This is a genomic window from Skermanella rosea (assembly GCF_016806835.2).
GTDB lineage: Bacteria > Pseudomonadota > Alphaproteobacteria > Azospirillales > Azospirillaceae > Skermanella > Skermanella rosea.
This window is the reverse complement of the sequence record NZ_CP086112.1, coordinates 204,734-221,083: the sequence shown is the minus strand read 5'-3', so window position 1 is coordinate 221,083 and position 16,350 is coordinate 204,734. Positions and strand designations below refer to the sequence as shown.

General features: G+C 72.4%; 15 protein-coding genes. 10 read left to right on the top strand and 5 right to left on the bottom strand.

What is annotated here, in order from left to right:
* Positions 1 to 397 precede the first annotated feature (397 nt).
* Together JL101_RS29520 and JL101_RS29515 are read left to right on the top strand one after the other, a co-directional pair.
* Positions 398 to 733 (top strand): hypothetical protein, encoded by a 336-nt coding sequence (locus tag JL101_RS29520; protein ID WP_203103205.1) that lies wholly within the window; start codon positions 398 to 400, stop codon positions 731 to 733.
* 6 nt (positions 734 to 739) lie between these two features.
* The gene (locus tag JL101_RS29515; protein ID WP_203103203.1) at positions 740 to 2,146 is read left to right on the top strand and encodes a DUF6745 domain-containing protein; all 1,407 of its coding nucleotides are present in this window, start codon (positions 740 to 742) and stop codon (positions 2,144 to 2,146) included.
* Between the two features lie 199 nt (positions 2,147 to 2,345).
* On the opposite strand, the gene JL101_RS29510 is transcribed toward JL101_RS29515, so the two are convergent.
* The gene (locus JL101_RS29510) at positions 2,346 to 2,753 is read right to left on the bottom strand and encodes a hypothetical protein (RefSeq protein ID WP_203103201.1); all 408 of its coding nucleotides are present in this window, start codon (positions 2,751 to 2,753) and stop codon (positions 2,346 to 2,348) included.
* 421 nt (positions 2,754 to 3,174) lie between these two features.
* On the bottom strand, positions 3,175 to 3,621 hold the full coding sequence (locus JL101_RS29505; protein ID WP_203103200.1) for a hypothetical protein: 447 nt from the start codon (positions 3,619 to 3,621) through the stop codon (positions 3,175 to 3,177).
* 848 nt (positions 3,622 to 4,469) lie between these two features.
* On the opposite strand from JL101_RS29505, the gene JL101_RS29500 reads away from it, so the two are divergent.
* Both JL101_RS29500 and JL101_RS29495 read left to right on the top strand, forming a co-directional pair.
* Positions 4,470 to 5,162 (top strand): hypothetical protein, encoded by a 693-nt coding sequence (locus JL101_RS29500; RefSeq protein ID WP_203103199.1) that lies wholly within the window; start codon positions 4,470 to 4,472, stop codon positions 5,160 to 5,162.
* Positions 5,163 to 5,165: 3 nt separating this feature from the next.
* Positions 5,166 to 5,351: a hypothetical protein gene (locus JL101_RS29495; RefSeq protein ID WP_203103198.1), complete on the top strand. Its 186-nt coding sequence runs from the start codon at positions 5,166 to 5,168 to the stop codon at positions 5,349 to 5,351.
* 795 nt (positions 5,352 to 6,146) lie between these two features.
* Here JL101_RS29495 and JL101_RS29490 read toward each other — a convergent pair.
* Entirely contained in the window at positions 6,147 to 6,563 is a 417-nt protein-coding gene (locus JL101_RS29490) for a hypothetical protein (protein WP_203103197.1), read from the bottom strand.
* 1,105 nt (positions 6,564 to 7,668) lie between these two features.
* Positions 7,669 to 7,950: an antitoxin MazE-like protein gene (locus JL101_RS29485; protein WP_228435577.1), complete on the bottom strand. Its 282-nt coding sequence runs from the start codon at positions 7,948 to 7,950 to the stop codon at positions 7,669 to 7,671.
* A 351-nt stretch (positions 7,951 to 8,301) separates the two neighbouring features.
* Here JL101_RS29485 and JL101_RS29480 point away from each other — a divergent pair, with 351 nt between their 5' ends.
* The 4 genes from JL101_RS29480 to JL101_RS29465 are packed head-to-tail and all read left to right on the top strand — an operon-like array spanning position 8,302 to position 13,447.
* Positions 8,302 to 9,657 carry a 3' terminal RNA ribose 2'-O-methyltransferase Hen1 gene (locus JL101_RS29480; protein WP_203103195.1) on the top strand — a complete coding sequence of 452 codons (1,356 nt, stop codon included), beginning with the start codon at positions 8,302 to 8,304 and terminating at the stop codon, positions 9,655 to 9,657.
* Entirely contained in the window at positions 9,648 to 12,167 is a 2,520-nt protein-coding gene (locus JL101_RS29475) for a polynucleotide kinase-phosphatase (protein WP_203103193.1), read from the top strand. The genes JL101_RS29480 and JL101_RS29475 overlap by 10 nt, the downstream gene beginning before the upstream one ends.
* Positions 12,168 to 12,177: 10 nt before the next feature.
* Positions 12,178 to 12,573, top strand: a complete 396-nt coding sequence (locus JL101_RS29470) for a hypothetical protein (protein ID WP_203103191.1) — start codon at positions 12,178 to 12,180, stop codon at positions 12,571 to 12,573.
* Entirely contained in the window at positions 12,566 to 13,447 is an 882-nt protein-coding gene (locus JL101_RS29465) for a hypothetical protein (RefSeq protein ID WP_203103189.1), read from the top strand. The genes JL101_RS29470 and JL101_RS29465 overlap by 8 nt, the downstream gene beginning before the upstream one ends.
* Positions 13,448 to 13,734: 287 nt before the next feature.
* Here the strand turns inward: JL101_RS29465 and JL101_RS29460 are convergent, their stop codons facing one another.
* Positions 13,735 to 14,052, bottom strand: a complete 318-nt coding sequence (locus tag JL101_RS29460; RefSeq protein ID WP_203103187.1) for a hypothetical protein — start codon at positions 14,050 to 14,052, stop codon at positions 13,735 to 13,737.
* Positions 14,053 to 14,375: 323 nt separating this feature from the next.
* Here JL101_RS29460 and JL101_RS29455 point away from each other — a divergent pair, with 323 nt between their 5' ends.
* Both JL101_RS29455 and prfH read left to right on the top strand, forming a co-directional pair.
* Positions 14,376 to 15,590: an RNA ligase RtcB family protein gene (locus JL101_RS29455; RefSeq protein ID WP_228435576.1), complete on the top strand. Its 1,215-nt coding sequence runs from the start codon at positions 14,376 to 14,378 to the stop codon at positions 15,588 to 15,590.
* Positions 15,587 to 16,210, top strand: a complete 624-nt coding sequence (gene prfH, locus JL101_RS29450; protein ID WP_228435575.1) for a peptide chain release factor H — start codon at positions 15,587 to 15,589, stop codon at positions 16,208 to 16,210. The genes JL101_RS29455 and prfH overlap by 4 nt, the downstream gene beginning before the upstream one ends.
* Positions 16,211 to 16,350 lie beyond the last annotated feature (140 nt).

Here is a 16,350-nt window from a genome sequence, read left to right as displayed (position 1 = left end):
TCGACCAGCAACCAATACACGACCGAACATGGCATATGGAGCATGAAAACTTGGTTGAACCCGCGCCGTCCAGGGCAAGCCGGCGGGGCCTGCGCCGAGCCGGCGCTCTCACGTCCCATCCGGCTGTCCTGCGACGCCTGCCGCTCTCGCCTTGCCCACAGGCTTTCCTTACCCGAACTGCCGGATTTCCCGGCCCCGACGGAACGCCGCCGTTCCCGAGCCGCCCGCCGCACCTGACCGGTCAGCCATCCGGCCGGCTGGTCACGGGACATCGACACCAGGTTCCAGCTGCCGTGCCGGCCCGGCCTGCTCCGGCCCGCCTATACGATCGATACCTCGCGGCGATCGGACGGCCGGCGGTAGGATGATCGGCCAGGACTCCGGGAAAGGATGCCGCATGCAGTTCCGACAGGGTGACGTGCTTCTCGAACGCGTCGATGCCGTGCCGACGAACGCCATGCCGAAATGGCCGCCGGCCGGCCAGCCGCTGCTCGTGGCACCCGGCCGCGGTGGAACCCGGTCGCACGTCCTGGCCCCGGGTTCCGATGTCGCCGCCTGGAGCCTCGCCGCCGTGCCGGACGAAGCCCCGGATTATCTCGTGGTCGGGCTCCACGGCGCGCGCCTCGTCCACGAGGAGCACGCGCTCATCGATCTTCCGCAGGGAACCTACCGGGTCGTGCGTCAGCGCGAGTTCGACCCGGGCCTCGCGGCCGTCCGCCCCGTGCTGGACTGAACGGCCTTGGCACTCCTGATGGACGGCCCCCGATCGACGGCCAGAGCGCCTGACGACGCGGTTCGACGCCTTTACGCGGCGTGCCACCTGAAGCCTCCCGTCGTCGTCACCGCCCGCAACGCCGCCGAGTGCAGCGTGGTCTGCGCCGCCGCGACCGCGCGCACCGGCCCGCGGCGAAGCCTGGCGATCGTTCATCTGTTCGCGCTGTGCTTCATGTTCGCGGTCACGACCGCCCTCGCGGCGACGGCTTTCTCCGGCCCGGAGGAGAGGATCGGCCATGTTCTCGATGGCGGCACTCTCCTGATGTCCCTGCCGATGCTGATCTTCATCGCCCTGATGCCGGTGCAGACCGGGAACAGGCGGACCGAAGCGACGCCCGGCATCGGCTGGCGCCTTGCCGGCCTGCTCCTCTGCCTCGGTGCGACCGTGCCGCCGTCGCTCGCCTTCGTGCCGGGACCGGTCACCGCAGCCCTGGCGGTCGCCGCCATGGCAAGCCAGGCGATCGTGATCGTGGTTCTCCTCGGCATCGTGCTCTGGCCGTGCTGGCGCCGTCGCGAGATCGCCGCCGATCTCGGCGCTCCGGTGCCGCTGCGCGGCGGCGAGCCGGTTCTCGGCATCGTGGAGCATCGGCTGGCCTCGGCCCTGGTCTCCGTCGACACTGCCGCTCCGCCGCCGCGGCGTGCCGGCCCGGAAGCGTTCGCCCCTACCAGGCGCGTGGAGACCGCCCAACTCATCCAGCGCGAGGGAACCCGTGCCGCCGATTTCTGGCACGATGTCCGCCCCGTGCTGGGTCGCGCCGTGGCCCGGTTCGGGCCGGGCTGGGAGGTCGCCCGGCTCGGCGTTGAGAACAGGGCAGAGGCCGAACTGCCCGAGATCCTGAACGCCGCCGTCATGATCGACCGGACGGCAGACGCCCTGTGCGTGCTCGACGGCATCGCGGTGGTGCTTCCCGCCAATGCGCCGCTGACGTTCCCGACGGAGCACGGCGCGCCGGGGCCCGGCCGCCATGCCCACGGCGCCGTGTTCGACTGGCTCGGGTACCGGGGAGTCCTCGCGGCCGTCCTGCGGCTCCTGCCGGCCCGGGCCGGCGACCGGCTGCTCGCGCGCTACCTGACCCGGATACCCGATGCGCCCCGCCGCACGGGAGCCATCAAGGCCTTCGGGACGGCGCGGTTCTTCGAGGTGCTCCGCTCCCGCCCGGTGCAGCAGGACCGCTTCGGACGGCTCCACGTCCTCGGCCGGAGGGAAGACCCCAGCGTTTTCGTCGAAGTGGAGGATCCCGCCATTCTCCCGGACGGCTCCCGGCGGCGCTACTGGCTCGCCGTTCCGCCACATGTCGCGACGGCGCACGAGGCGGTCGCCGCGACGTTCGGGAGGACGGCGGGAGCCTACCATCCTGCCGTGGAAAGCTAGAGCGCCGACGTCCCACCGAAAACATCCGGGTCGGTCAGGGCGGCGGACGCCTGTCGGCAGCGTCAGGGGGCTTCTCCTGCGGCGTCGTCATCCGGCCGACGGGGAGGAAAGCCGTCGCGAACCGCACCCGGGCCGATCAGTCTGCCGGCATCATGCCTGCGCATCACCTCCCGCCCGCACACGGCTCGGGCCGCGGAGTTCAGTCGTCCACAAACGACATCCGGTGGATATCATCCTCCGTCATGTCGTCGGTGATCGTGTAGCGAGCCACCGGCGGTTCCCTGGCGGCCCGGAGGAGATCGGCGGGTGTCACCCGCACGCCGCCGGTCAGGCTGGTGTCGTCGGGATCAAGGATATAGCCCCGCCGTTCCGCGGCGGCCTTGATCCGCGCGCGGCAGGAGCCGGCGGCGTCCCGCGGCCGCGTAAACTCCACGGGGGCGGTGGCGACGACAGGGCTCGGTCGGGTGAACTCCGCCTCATGCGCCGCGTCCCGCCGATGCACATGAGCAATGGTCCCGCTCGTTCCCTCCGGCGGTCCGCCCTCGTCCGCCCCCGGATCGGCCGCGGGCGCCGCCCGGGCCGGTTCCGTTCGCCGAACGTGATCCATCACGCGCTCCCCTTCCGAAGTTTCGCCGAGTTTATCGTCGGCGCCGCGTCAGAACCGGACGCGGCGATACCCCGCGGTCCAGGCAAAGAGCCGGGAACACCCCTGCATTCCGCCGGTCGACGATCACGTCACCGGCCCGGCCACGGCGACGCGGCCATCACGCCGTCGTCGGGTACGCCGCCCTGCCCGGTGCGGACGGGAGAGCAGCCGCGCCCTGCTCCGGCGACAGGACGGACCGACGGCACCCTGCGGCGTCGAGCCCTTCGCCGGGTTCGGCATCACCGGCCGACAGCCAGGCTCATCGCATCGAAGAACGCCGCCGGCTCCCGCGCCGGAAGAAGCAGGGGTGCCCTGCGGGGTGAAGGTGCTGCGGGGCCAGGCCGGCCATACACCGTCTCGTATGCACCGGGCGCCCGACGCTTCATGATCCGCGCGACAGGTCCGGTCCGGGTTCACCGGGATCGGCGGCTTCGCCGCGCGCGGCCCGCCGGAGCTTCCAGTCGGCCCTCCTGCGCCGGAAGTGCGGCTCGTAGAGCTCGTATCGGCGCGGTGTCGGCCCGCGATCCGGCCACAGCGCGGCAGACGGCCGGGCGGCGGGCCCGATCGTCGGCCAGCGCGCCTCGAATTCCCGCGCCTCGCCCTCCGACGCGAAGCGAACGCTTAAGATCACGTCGTAGTGATCGAAAACGATCCCGGCGAGGGGGCCGAACGTCAGGTAATCGAACTCGGTGATGCCGACACGGGCCCCGGGATGGGTGTGCGCCATCCAGCGGTCGAATGCCTCGAGGCTCGGCGGCCAGCCGAGCACGGCGAGGAAGACGTCGCTCCCGATGCGGACGATGGCATGATCGCGAAAGGCATGACGCATCAATTTACCGGCCGGCAGCCGGCTGCTGAGCAGGATCCTGCCTGTCAGGGCCGGCCGCTACTGAGCGCGCCACGGTTTTCTGCCGGGCAGAGTATCCTCACCGGCGCGGCCGCCGCTGTAAACATCGATCTTCCTTCAGGCTAGTCGCGGAAACCCGATCGTGACAGCATCGGTGCCGGTCCGCGAAACGCTTCGGGCGTTGAAGCGGGGGGCCCGGTCTTCCGGGAACATCCGGCGTCGCGGGCCGCCTGCCCCTGATCGGCCCGGTGCCCGGCCGTAGCGCCGGTCGGGCGCCTGTCTCGCCGCCCGCCCGTGCCCTGGCCCCACCCCTGAATTCCGGTCCCGAACCCGGAAGGCGTCGGAACCGATCACGGCGCCCCTGTTCCTTGCCCGCCGGCCGTCAGGACCCGGCTCCGCCGCGACGAACCCGAGCGACATGACCCTGGATCGGTCGAGGGCTTACCCGGCGAGCCTGTCACTATCCGAGCGGCGGCCTCGATGAGTCGGGCTTCCCGGGTTTCCCGGGTGAACTCGGCGCCCGGACGGCCTCTTCCGGCGGGCTTCCGCGCCTTCGCGTCGGCCGGCCCGTCAATTTCTGACGGCCCGGCAGGCGATGATGGACCGGCCGAACCCGACCTTCGGGACATGCCCTGACGGTCCGCAGGATGCCGGCCGAGACCTCCGGCACGCCTGCCGCTGAGTTTCCGGCACCGGCATCGACAGGATCCGGCCGTCTGCAGGAACCCGAAGCCAATCCAGGGAATACCGCCATGCTGCTGGACCTGAAGGATCTTGGGTTTCGGTGGTGGAGACCGGCCGCCCCCCATGACGCCGCGGAAGCAGTCCCCTTGCCCGCGCTCGGCTTCGGCGTCCCGCTCGCGGAACTGGCATGTTCCCTGCCCGGCCGGACTGGCGATCCGGCCGAGACCGCGAGGTTCGAGGAGGCCGTCCGCGGGTGCTGGTCGGGCAAATCACCCGAGGATCGACTGGTCGTCCTTTCAGCCTTCGGCAGGACGTGCCGGCACGAAACCCTGGATGAGTACGCGCCGCTGGACTATCCCGACCTCTACCGGGAGTTCGCCGCCCTGCCCCCGACGGTCGAGGCGGTGCGCGCGTTCGCCGGCAGGACAGGAAGCCTTGCATTCGGCGAGGCGATCGTTCCCGTGGATGCCGGCGGCACCCCGATCGGGCCAGCCGAAGCGGACCGGGCGGCGGAGGGACCCGAAGCCGGCCGATGGCCGCTCGTCCATGGCGAGCCGGTATCGCTGTGGCGGGACGAGGCTTTCGCGCTGGGCAAGTGCCTGGAGATCGATGCGATCCTCCGCTCACGCGACGTCGGGGCCATGCGGGAGTTCGTCGGGATCGGCGAGGAGACCTTCAGCTGGCGCCTGTCCCGGGAAGACCGGCGAAAGCTGCTCAGGCAACCCGCGGACAAGACCTCCTTCCTCCCGCCGGAGGTGCGCTGGCGGCAGCTGTTCGGCCCCGGTCGTAAGGTACCATCGGCGGCGCGCACGCACGGAAACGAGGTCAGCGCCCTGTAGCGCATGCTGCGCAACCTCGTCCGGAGCGCGGTCTGCGCCCGCCTGCAGGATCGCGCACTGGGTCTCCAGACGCGCTTCGAGCCTGCGGCGCCCGTCCGGGGAAAACCGGGAACCCTCAGCCTGGAATGCGGCTGTCTCCTGGCGGCGATCTGGGCCCAGGCAGCCGCCGCCATGGCCCGGTACCGCTGAAACGCGGCACGGGATGGACGGGAGACCGCGTTGCCGATGATGCCGGCAGGCTCCGTGCCGCAGTTTCGCAGGGACGTCCTGCACGACGGCGGGAACTGTGTCCGATCCGGCGGGTCCCGCGGCTTCCTGAAGAACCCGCCGGCCGGGCCTGGCCCCCGGATCAGCCGATGCGGCGGCATGACGTCATCGAGCCGACGCCGACGGCGGGATCCTCGTGCCGGCTGGAGCGCCGGGCCGGATCCTGCTGTACGACATTCGCCGGCCTTGGACCGGTCATGCCGATCAGTGCCGGTATCTCCGCCGGCCCGCCATGAATATGCCCGGCGGATCGCTGCCGAGCAGGGGCAGACAGTCAACCGTCAGGACCGCGCAACGGCCAGGCGGATCCCCTCCGGATTGCCGCCCGGATCCATCGGAACGATCATGAGCCTCAGCCGGAATGGATCCGGCGGACGCGCCTTCCGGGCGGTCCGGGTGCGAGCCGCGGCCGGCAGGGACCCACGCGTCGGGCTTGCCGGCCCCCGCGCTTTCTGGCTTGCCTCCTGCCGGCGGCCCCTGCTTCGAAGCCCGGATCCGCCGGCGAAGCCGCGATGGACCACGGGGAGCCGGCGGGCACGCCGGCATCCTTCCCCGGCTCCCTGCCGTTCTTCCCGGCCATGCACTGGAACGGGCGCGCCCTGAGCCGCGCCTCCGGCGTGACCGGGAGGATGCCGTACGGTGATCCCGAAGATGCTGACGTCGTGAAGGCCATGACGGACGGACGCTCGGGGTCGCCGAACCCCGGCGGGTCCCGCCTCAAGCGGGATCGCTGCCGCCGGCGGCCTTCTTCCGTCTCTCCCCCATCTCCGCGATGCGACGCAGGAGCTCCGGCCGGAGCGGCTTCCACGTTACCGGCGTTGGGCCGCGGTCGGGCCACGATGCGGCATAGGGCCCGGCCGCGAGGCCGCGCGTCGGCCAGAGCTCCTCGAACCGCCGCGCTTCGGCCTCCGTCGGGAAGCGGATCCGGAGGATCACGTCGTAGTTATCGAACACGATCTCCGCCAGCGGGCCGAACGGCAGATAGTCGAAGCAGGTCGTCTCGATATCCGCTTCGGGATGAGCATCGGCCATCCAGCGCCTGAAGTCCTCGAGGCGTTCGGGCCAGCCGATGACGGCGAGAAGGATGTCGCACTCCCGGCGAAGAAGGGCATGGTCGGGGAAGATGTGGTGCATCGGTTTTCCGGCCTGATGCCGGTCGTCGGGGTAAACCCAGGGTCACGCTTCGGCGTGGAAACGCCGCCCCGTCATAGCACGCTTTACACCGCAGCGGGAGCTGGCGGCACAGACCCTGCGTCAGATCCTGGCGCACCGCCGGTTGACGGCCGGAGCGATCGTGACAGCATGAGCGCCTGCGGTAAACCGGGAGGAATCCTTCATGCAACGGCAGAAAACCCCCGCCGCCTCTGCGGCAGGACGGGCATTCCGTCCTGTCGGCCCAGGTCCACGACAGCGACGCGGCGCGGCCCCATCCGGACAGGCCGCCGGCCTCTGTGCCGGAGTCCGATCCCCAGGCGCGGATGATCCTGAACGTGCTGCCGGCATCGCGCAAGGGCTCGCCAACGCCGCAAGGCAGACCATCGTCACCACCCGGGCGCCCGACGCCCGCAACCGATACAGCCCAGGCCCGGACGACTCCGTGCTGTTCCGGCGGCCGCGCTCCGCTTGCCCTGGACCTGCCGCGGCTCCGCCCGGGCTGTCTTTTCGATCGCGCCCCGGTCAGCCCGCCCGGCAGGGCTCCCGGCATGGCTTGACCGCGCTCCGATACTTGCCAGACTGCCGGCCGGGGCTGTCTCGGCCCCGGGTTCGCGAAACGTTTCGGACGTTTGAGCGGGGGACCCGGCTTGCCGGGGCGCATCCGGCGTCGCGGCCCGCCCGGCGGGCGTCGGGCCCCGCAGGCAAGGCATCCCGACATCACTGTGAACCAAGTCGGCCGTTTTCATGAACCAGGACGCATGCATCATGTGCGGGCGCCGGCTGAACCAGCCGTCCGACCCGCTCTCATCGGACTGCGGCGGCGACTGCTGGGGGTGCATCGGCGAAATCGAGGCGGTGGGGGGCTATCCCCCGAGCCTGCGCGCGGTTCGCGCGGAGATAGCCGCGGGCCTCCGGAAACCGATACCGGACCTCCCCGACGGCGAGCCGGCGGATGACGAATTCGAGGACGACCCATGACTTGCCTTGCCCCCTGATCTACCGGCGGGACTGCGACAACGAAAAGGGTACCCGTTCAGCCCCGCAGGAGGGTCCGCCGTACTCCTGGTCCTGACCACCGGCGATATCATACGGTTTCCGGATGATCGGCATGATCATCCGGAAACCGAAAACCCTCCCAAGCAGTGCCATGGGCATTGATCGGGAGACTGATATCGAAACCGCTTCCGCTGATTCGGCAGTCCTCGTCGCCATGCGGGTTTCGGGAAACGAGCAGCGGCTGGCGCCGCGCCTCCGCCTCGAACGCCAAGGACCGGACCTCCCGCACCCACTGGGTGGCGGGGCGCAGTCCCTGCTCCCTCAAGGGGTTCCGGGCCGGCCGGATCCTGCGACGGCTTGCGTCTCCCACACGGCGGATACCCGGAAGCCGGCGTGCGGCCGACCGGTCCGGGCCGGGATGCGGGAGATCGCGGCTCCGGCCGCCGGCAAGGAGCTGTCCCGCCTTTCTCCCGGTGCACTTGGCCCCTTACGTCAGATCCTGACGCCCGGCCGCTTGACGGCTGGAGCGATCGTGACAGCATGGGATCGACGGCGGGCAGTACCGCGCCCGCCGGAGCATCAATCCCCGTCGCGCCGGAGCCCATCCTGACACACGTCCTACCACGCGCACCGAGAATCACCGGGACCGGGCACGCCCGGCCCGCCGGCCGGGAGCCGGCCTGCGGTCGGCAGCCCCCCGGCAGCCGCGGAGCGTGAGCGCATGCTGTTGACCCTGAGCACGACCCGCCGGCCGGCGACCGATCTCGGCTTCCTGCTGCACAAGCATCCCGACAGGGCGCAGCAGGAAAGCCTGAGCTTCGGCACGGCGCACCTGTTCTACCCGGATGCCGGCGACGACCGCTGCACCTTCGCCCTGCTGCTGGAGGTCGATCCGGTGGCGCTGGTGCGCGGCCGCGACGGCGCCGGGCCGCTCGACCAGTACGTCAGCGACCGGCCCTACGTCGCATCCTCGTTCCTCAGCGTCGCCCTGTCCCGGACCCTGGGCACGGCGCTGGGCGGGCGCTGCGCCCACAGGCCCGGCCTCGCGGCATCCAACCTGCCGTTGGAGGCGCGGATCGTGCCGCTGTCGTGCCGCGGCGGCGCCGACATCGTCCGCCGGCTGTTCGACCCGCTCGGCTACGAGGTCGGGGCCGAGCCGCTGCCCCTCGATCCGGTCCACCCGGAGTGGGGTCCCGGCTGCCTCCACGCCGTAACCCTGAGGGCGGACTGCCGGCTGGCGGACCTGCTCACCCACCTGGCGGTCCTGGTCCCGGTGCTCGACGACGCCAAGCACTACTATGTCGGCGCCGACGAGGTCGACAAGCTGCTGCGCCGGGGCGAGGGCTGGCTGGCCGGCCACCCGGACCGGGACCTGATCGCGCGGCGCTACCTGCGCCACCAGCACGGCCTCGCCGCGGCCGCCCTGCTGCGGCTCGACGCGGAAGAGGCGCCGGTCCGGGCCGGCGACGGCGAGGACGCGCTCGAGGCGCCGATCCGCCTCAACGACCTGCGCCTCGACGCCGTGGCCGCCGAACTGGAGGCCTGCGGCGCCGCCACCGTGCTCGACCTCGGCTGCGGCGAGGGCCGGCTGCTCCGGCGTCTCGCGGACCAGGGCCGGTATGCCTCGCTCGTCGGCGTCGACGCCTCGCCGGTCGCCCTCGAGCGCGCCGGCCGCCGGCTCGGCGCGCGGACCGGGGTGAGGCTCCAGCAGGGTGCGCTGACCTACCGGGACCGCCGCCTCGCCGGCTTCGACGCGGCGGCGGTGGTCGAGGTCGTCGAGCACATCGACCCGGAGAGGCTGCCCGCGTTCGAGGAGGCCGTCTTCCGCACCGCCCGCCCCGGCACGATCGTCCTGACGACGCCGAACCGGGACTACAACGGCCGGTTCGCGACCTTGGCCGCCGGCACGATGCGGCACCCGGACCACCGCTTCGAGTGGAGCCGGGACGAGTTCCACGCCTGGGCGGACGGGGTTTGCGCCCGCTTCGGCTACACCGTGCGGCTCAGTCCGGTCGGCGAGCCCGATCCGGTGCTCGGGCCGCCGACCCAGATGGGAGTCTTCACCCGATGCAGCTGAGCATCCCGGACTTCTCCCTGGTGCTCCTGGTCGGGCCGTCGGGCTCGGGCAAGTCGACCTTCGCGCGCCGTTGCTTCCAGCCGACCGAGGTCGTCTCCTCCGACGCCTGCCGCGCCCTGGTCTCCGACGACGAGACCGACCAGGCGGCCACGCCCGCCGCGTTCGAGGTTCTCCGCCTGATCGCGGCCAATCGCCTCGCGGCGCGCCGCCTGACCGTGATCGACGCCACCAATGTCCGTGCCGAGGACCGGCGGGGCCTGGTCGAGCTGGCCAGGGCCCACTACGCGCTCGCCGTCGCGATCGTGTTCGACGTCGGCGAGGAGGTCTGCCATGCGCGCAACCTCAGCCGGCCGGACCGCCAGTTCGGCCCGCACGTCGTGCGCAACCAGGCGGCGGCACTGCGCCGGTCGCTCAAGGGCCTTGGACGGGAAGGATTCCGCTTCGTCCACCGCCTGGCGTCCGCGCAGGAGGCCGACGCGGCCGACATCGAGCGCCGGCCGCTGTGGACCGACCGGCGCTCCGAGACCGGGCCCTTCGACATCATCGGCGACGTCCACGGCTGCCACGACGAGCTGGTCCGGCTGCTGCGCGACCTCGGCTACGCGGTCGAGGACGGACCCGAGCCCCGGGTGGTGCCGCCGTCCGGGCGCAAGGCCGTGTTCCTCGGCGACCTGGTCGACCGCGGCCCCGCGGCACCCGCGGTGCTGCGCCTCGTGATGGGCATGGTCGGGGCCGGCGACGCGCTGTGCGTGCCCGGCAACCACGAGGCCAAGCTGCTGCGCGCCCTCAAGGGCGGCAATGTCAAGCCGACCCTCGGGCTGGCCGAGACCCTGGCGCAGCTCGCGGCGGAGCCGCCGGAGTTCGCGAGCCGGGCCGCGGCCTTCATCGACGGCCTGGTCAGCCACTACGTGCTCGACGGCGGCCGGCTGGTGGTCGCCCATGCCGGGATGAAGGAGTCGATGCAGAACCGGGCGTCGGGCGCCGTCCGCGCCTTCGCCCTGTTCGGCGAGACCAGTGGCGAGAGCGACGAGTTCGGCCTGCCGGTGCGCCACGACTGGGCGCGGGACTACCGGGGTGCGGCATCGGTGGTCTACGGCCACACCCCCGTGGCGGAGGCGCGCTGGGTCAACCGCACGATCTGCATCGACACCGGCTGCGTCTTCGGCGGTCGCCTGACGGCGCTGCGCTGGCCCGAGCGCCAGCTGGTCTCGGTGCCGGCGGCCCGGACCTGGTGCGAGCCCGTCCGGCCGCTCCGGGACGGCGATGCCGACGGTGGCACGCTCGACATCGGCGACGTGCTGGGAAAGCGCATCATCGGGACCCGCCTGCACCGGACCGTCACGATCCGCGAGGACAACGCCGCGGCGGCGCTGGAGACCATGAGCCGGTTCGCGGCCGACCCCCGGTGGCTGATCTACCTGCCGCCGACCATGTCGCCCTCCGAGACCTCCCGGGACACGGCGCTGCTCGAGCACCCGGCCGAGGCCTTCGCGTACTACCGAAGCACCGGCATCGGCCACGTGGTCTGCGAGGAGAAGCACATGGGCTCGCGCGCCGTCGTGATCGCCTGCCGCGACGCCGATGCCGCGCGGCGGCGCTTCGGCGCCGGCGGCGCCGCCGGGATCGTCCACACCCGCACCGGCCGGCCGTTCTTCGCCGATGCGTCCCTCCAGGAGGCGCTGCTCGACCGGGTGCGCGCAGCCCTCGGGCGTACCGGGTTCTGGGACCGGTTCGGGACCGACTGGGTGTGCCTGGACGCCGAGCTGATGCCGTGGTCCGCCAAGGCGCAGGCGCTGCTCGCCGGGCAGTACGCCCCGGTCGGCGCCGCCGCCCGGGCCGGCCTCAGGGAGGCCGAAGCGCTGCTCGCCCGGACGGCGGCCCGCGGCGTGGACGTCGCGGCGCTGGCCGACCGGACCGGACGGCGGGCGGCGGCGGCGCGGGCCTTCACCGACGCCTACCGCCGCTACTGCTGGCCGGTCGGGTCGGTGGAGGATCTCCGGCTGGCGCCCTTCCACCTGCTGGCGACCGAGGGCCGAACCCATGTCGACCGGGACCATGCCTGGCACATGGAGACGCTCGGCGACATCGCCGCGACCGGCGCGCCGTTCGCGCCGACCGCCTGGCGTTCGGTTGACCTCGATGACGCGGCGTCCTGCGCCGCCGCGGTGTCCTGGTGGGAGGCGCTGACGGCCGCCGGCGGCGAGGGCATGGTGGTCAAGCCCGCCGCCTTCGTCGCCGCGGGTGCGCGGGGGCCGGTGCAGCCGGCGCTGAAATGCCGGGGCCGCGAGTACCTGCGCCTGATCTACGGGCCGGAATACGACTTCCCGGAGAACCTGGAGCGGCTGCGCGCCCGCGGCCTGGGCGCCAAGCGCTCGCTGGCGCTGCGGGAGTTCGCGCTGGGCGTCGAGGGACTGGAGCGCTTCGTCGCCGGTGAGCCGCCCGCGCGCGTCCATGAATGCGTCTTCGGCGTGCTCGCGCTGGAGAGCGAGCCGGTCGACCCGCGGCTTTGAGGAGGAGAGAGTGGGTTTCGTCTATCTGCAGGTCAAGGCGCGCCGCTACGTCGCGGTCGGCCCGGAAACCTACCGGCGCCGTGACGCGCTGGGGCGTCCGGACGCCGACATGGACGAGGAGGATCTGGCCGTCCTGATGCATGGCATGAAGCAACTGGCGGACGGCGCCGGCGCGGAGCCGGACCGGCCGCTCACCGGCATCGGCATCCGCGGCTTCAACGACCTGAGGCACACGCTTCACCTCGAGTTCGACGCCCAGGCCATCGTCGGCGAGACCGGGACGGAGTTCCTCGACCTCATGCGCTGCCGCCATATTGTCACGGAGGAGGTAATCGAGCTGTACAATCTCGTGCCCAGGCCGATCCTCCGCGATACCATAGGCGCACCGGGTGCGATTGATGACTGAACTCGGCCGCCGGACGGTCCTTGGATGGCTGGCGGCGGGCGGCGGTGCTGCCAGCCTTGGTGCGGGCACCCTGCCCCGGCCATTCCCTGGGGACCGTCACTTCCTGGAGGCGACCGAATGGCTGCAGCGCATCCCGCTGTCCGGCTTCGGCGAGGCCGCGTCCCGTGCCGCCCGCGCCGTCGCGGCCTCGCCGCTCGCCGTCCCGTGGGAGGAAATCAGCAAGACTCCGGGCTTTGTCCTGGACGACCGCGATGAAGAGTGGGTGCGGCCGGCCCTTGCGGTGTTCGCGGTCGACAGCACCGGCTGGTACGCCCTGCCCGAAGTCATCGACCGCGCCCGGGCAGCGGCGGCAGCCGGTGCGCGTGCCGCCGTCTTCGCCGCGTCGGACCGGGACGGCCTGTCCTGGCCGGGGCCGGCGGCGCCCCGGCTTGCCCGGATCTGCGTTCCCTGCCAGGCAGGAGGCGACGAGGCCGCCCTGGCGGTCGCCATGCTCGCCCTCATCGGGCCCGCGCGCGGCGTCGGCTGCATCGGGATCGACATGGCCGACCTCGATGACGTCGTGTTCCCGGGAGGAGACGGCTTCGCGCTCGGCGCCACCGTGGCTCCCGGCCTGGCGGGGGATGCCGGCGGGCTGATCGCGGAGCAGGCGCAAGCACTCGGCATCGGGCTTGGAAGAACGAGCCGCGCCCTGATCAGCGCCGTCATGACGGAGGACTGCACCCTCCGGCACCTCGATGCCGCCATCGGATCGGTCCGGGACGTCATCGGGGACGTTGCCGGTCGCGAGGACATCTCCGTCGCCTGCTCCGCACAGTTCCTCACCCACGCGCACTCCCGGCTGGCAGCGACGCTGCTGGCGTTCGTCGACCGATGACAGGCGGAGAGCATTTGGACACCCCATGCCCCGCTGCCGGACGGATGCGCCCGGCAATCCCGGAAAGCGCCGGCGACGATTCCGGTCCCGGCCTCAGGAACGCCGTGGCGGTCCGGTTCCGAACCGCAGCCGGTGCTGCGGTCCGCCCGGTGATGAGCCGGGGCGAACGACATCGTCTCCGACGGCCGGCCGATGCCGCATGCCGTCGCGGTGCGGCCCCTCGGCTGCCCGTGACATGCCGGCCCGGGGCCTCGCCCGGGCACCGGGCGCGCGGCACGCTGCCGGTTTCAGGGAGTGTTCCCGCCCGGACCTGCGGACGCTTCGGGAAACGAGGCGCCGATGCCCGGCCCGTTCAGGATGCGCCTCTGGTCGTCGCGGGCCGGCGCACCTGTCAGGCCGAGCGGGACGGTTTCGCCCCGGCTGAGGCGACCGGCGGTTTCATGCGCCGCCCGCAGCCCGAGGCCCCAGCCGGACAGCGTCCTGATCAGGGTGACCGGTTCGGGAACCTCGCCGCCGAGACGCAGGATCACATCGCCGGCAATCTCCGGCGTCCGGGGAGCGGACTCGGTATCCCGTATGCCGTCGCGTCCAGCATCCGTCGTCATTCGCCCCTGCTGTTCACGCCGGCCGCTCCCCGACGCCGGGAACGCCCGGCTGTCATCATGACGCGCGGGCTGCTCCGGGTAAAGCGGGCGCCCTGGTCACCCCCAGTGAAGGCCCAGTTCCCTCAGCCCCGGCCGCGGCAGCCGCAGGACCAGGGCGGTCAGCCGGGGCAGGCACCTCGCGGCGCCCGTCCCGCCGGCTCGGAGCCGGAACTGCGTAGCCTCGCATCGAGCCTGGCAAGAGGGGCCGTCGTCAACCGCAGCACCGGCGAAGCGGGCATCGCGCCTGGCCGCCGGCAGCACCAATCCCTGCCTGGAGGGGAAGCATGAATAATCCGGTCATCACCGAGCGCGGACCTGCGGTCCGCGTGATCGCGTCCCCGTCCACCTGGATCGAGGGCGAAGCCCTGCGCCAGCTGGACGAGGTCGCGAAGTTCCCCGGCATGCGCCTCAGCGTCGGCATGCCCGACCTCCATCCCGGCAAGGGATCGCCGGTCGGGGCCGCGTTCCTGTCGGAGGGCGCCGTCTACCCGTCGCTGGTCGGCTCCGACATCGGCTGCGGCATGTCGCTGTGGGCGACCGACCTGCCCGCCCGCAAGGCCCGGCCGGAGCGCCTGGCCGGCCGGCTCGACGGCATCGACCGGCCCTGGGAGGGCGACACCGCCGCCTGGCTCGCCGAGCGCGGGCTGGAGCCGACCGAGCACGACGCGGCACTCGGCACGCCCGGCCGCGGCAACCACTTCATCGAGATCCAGCAGGTCCATGAGACCCGCGACCGCGACGCCCTGGCGGCGCTCGGCCTCGCGGAGGACCGGCTGTGCGTGATCGCCCACTCGGGCTCGCGCGGCCTCGGCGAGGCCGTCCTGCGCCGCCATGCCGCCCGCTTCGGGGCGGCGGGTGCTGCGCCCGGCTCGCCCGAGGGCGCGGAGTACCTGGCGGCGCACGACCGCGCCGTCCGCTGGGCCGAGGCGAACCGCGACCTGTGCGCCCGCCGGGCGCTGGACGCGATCGGCGCCGGGGGAGTCCACGTCCTCGACGTCTGCCACAACAGCGTGACGGCGGCGCTGATCGACGGCTGCGCGTGCTGGCTTCACCGCAAGGGAGCCGCCCCGGCGGACCGGGGGCCGGTGGTCATCCCGGGCTCGCGCGGCGACCTCAGCTTCCTGGTCCGGCCGGACCCGGGCCGGGAGGATGCGCTGCGGTCGCTGGCGCACGGGGCGGGCCGCAAGCTCGCCCGCCACGAGGCGAAAGGCAAGCTCAAGGGCCTCTACCGGCGCGAGGACCTGGAGCGCAACCCGTTCGGCGGGCGCGTCGTCTGCGGCGACGAGCTGCTGCTCTGGGAGGAGGCCCCGGAATGCTACAAGGACGCTTCCTCGGTGGTCGGCGACCTCGAGGCGGCGGGCCTGGTCTCCGTCATCGCTGCGTTCCGGCCGGTGGTCACGTTCAAGACCTCGCAGGGTGCCAGCGACGAGACCCGCGGGAACCGCGGCGGCTGGAAGCGGGAGCGCCGGGAGGCCCGCGACGCCGGGCGGCGGCGATGACCTGGCTGCTGCTGACGGCCGGGCGGGGGCCGGCCGAGTGCCGGATGGCGGTGGCGGGCCTGTCCAGGATCCTGCTCGCCGAGGCCGCCGAGGCCGGCGTCGCGGCCGAGGTGATCGGGGCGGAGACGGCGCCGCACGGCCTGATGTCGGCGCTCGTCGCGCTGCGGGGAGACGGCGCCGAGACCCTGGCGCGCTCCTGGGAGGGCACCGTCCAGTGGATCTGTCCGAGCCCGCTCCGGCCGGGCTGGGGACGCAAGAACTGGTTCGTCGGAGTCTCCAGGCTCTCGCCGCCGCCCCCGTCCCCGGATCTCAGCGACCGGGATCTCCGGATCGAGACCCTGCGATCGTCCGGTCCCGGCGGCCAGCACGTGAACACGACCGAGTCGGCGGTCCGGATCACGCACCTGCCGACCGGGACGGTGGCGCTCGCCCGCGAGGAGCGCAGCCAGCACCGCAACCGCGCGCTGGCATCGGCGCGGCTGGCCGCGGCGCTGGACGGGCTGAAACGCGAGGCCGACCGGGCCGCCGGGCGCGAGCGCTGGTCCCGCCACGACGCGCTGGAACGCGGCAACCCGGTGCGGATCTACGTGGGCGAGCGCTTCACGCGGCGGGCGCCGTGAGTTGGCTGCAACCGGTACAATTTATCATTCACCCGAAATGCCCCTAAAATGTACTACATTTTGTTTCTACGGTCTATTTTCGTGGCTGAGAAACGATCGGGCGGTATTCGCCTAAGGAAATTAAGCTGTTGGTCATCCAT